Source organism: Chroococcidiopsis cubana SAG 39.79, from assembly GCF_003991895.1.
Classification (GTDB): Bacteria; Cyanobacteriota; Cyanobacteriia; order Cyanobacteriales; family Chroococcidiopsidaceae; genus Chroococcidiopsis; species Chroococcidiopsis thermalis.
The window spans coordinates 9,629-9,916 of the sequence record NZ_RSCK01000073.1 but is presented as its reverse complement, the minus strand read 5'-3'; the positions used below and the strand labels follow the sequence as shown (position 1 = coordinate 9,916).

At 48.3% G+C, this 288-nt stretch carries 1 protein-coding gene; it reads left to right on the top strand.

Going from position 1 to position 288, the window contains the following annotated elements; genetic code table 11:
- Positions 1 to 288: FG-GAP repeat domain-containing protein (locus tag DSM107010_RS40130; RefSeq protein ID WP_199755787.1), on the top strand; the 288-nt coding region annotated here is incomplete at both ends.

Genomic DNA, 288 nt, shown 5'->3' with positions numbered 1-288 from the left:
CGGCTATGGTGATACTAACTACACTGCCGTTCCTGCCGACTATGATGGCGATGCTAAAGCTGACCTAAGCGTTAGAGGTAACAACGGAGCTTGGTATATTGACTACTCTGGCAACGGCTATGGTCGCTGGGATGCTTCATACAACGGGTATGGCGACACTAACTACACTGCCGTTCCTAGCGATTATGATGGCGATAAAAAAGCAGACCTCAGTGTTTGGGGTAAGAATGGAACTTGGTATATTGACTACTCCGGCAACGGTTATGGTAGTTGGGATGCCACCTACAA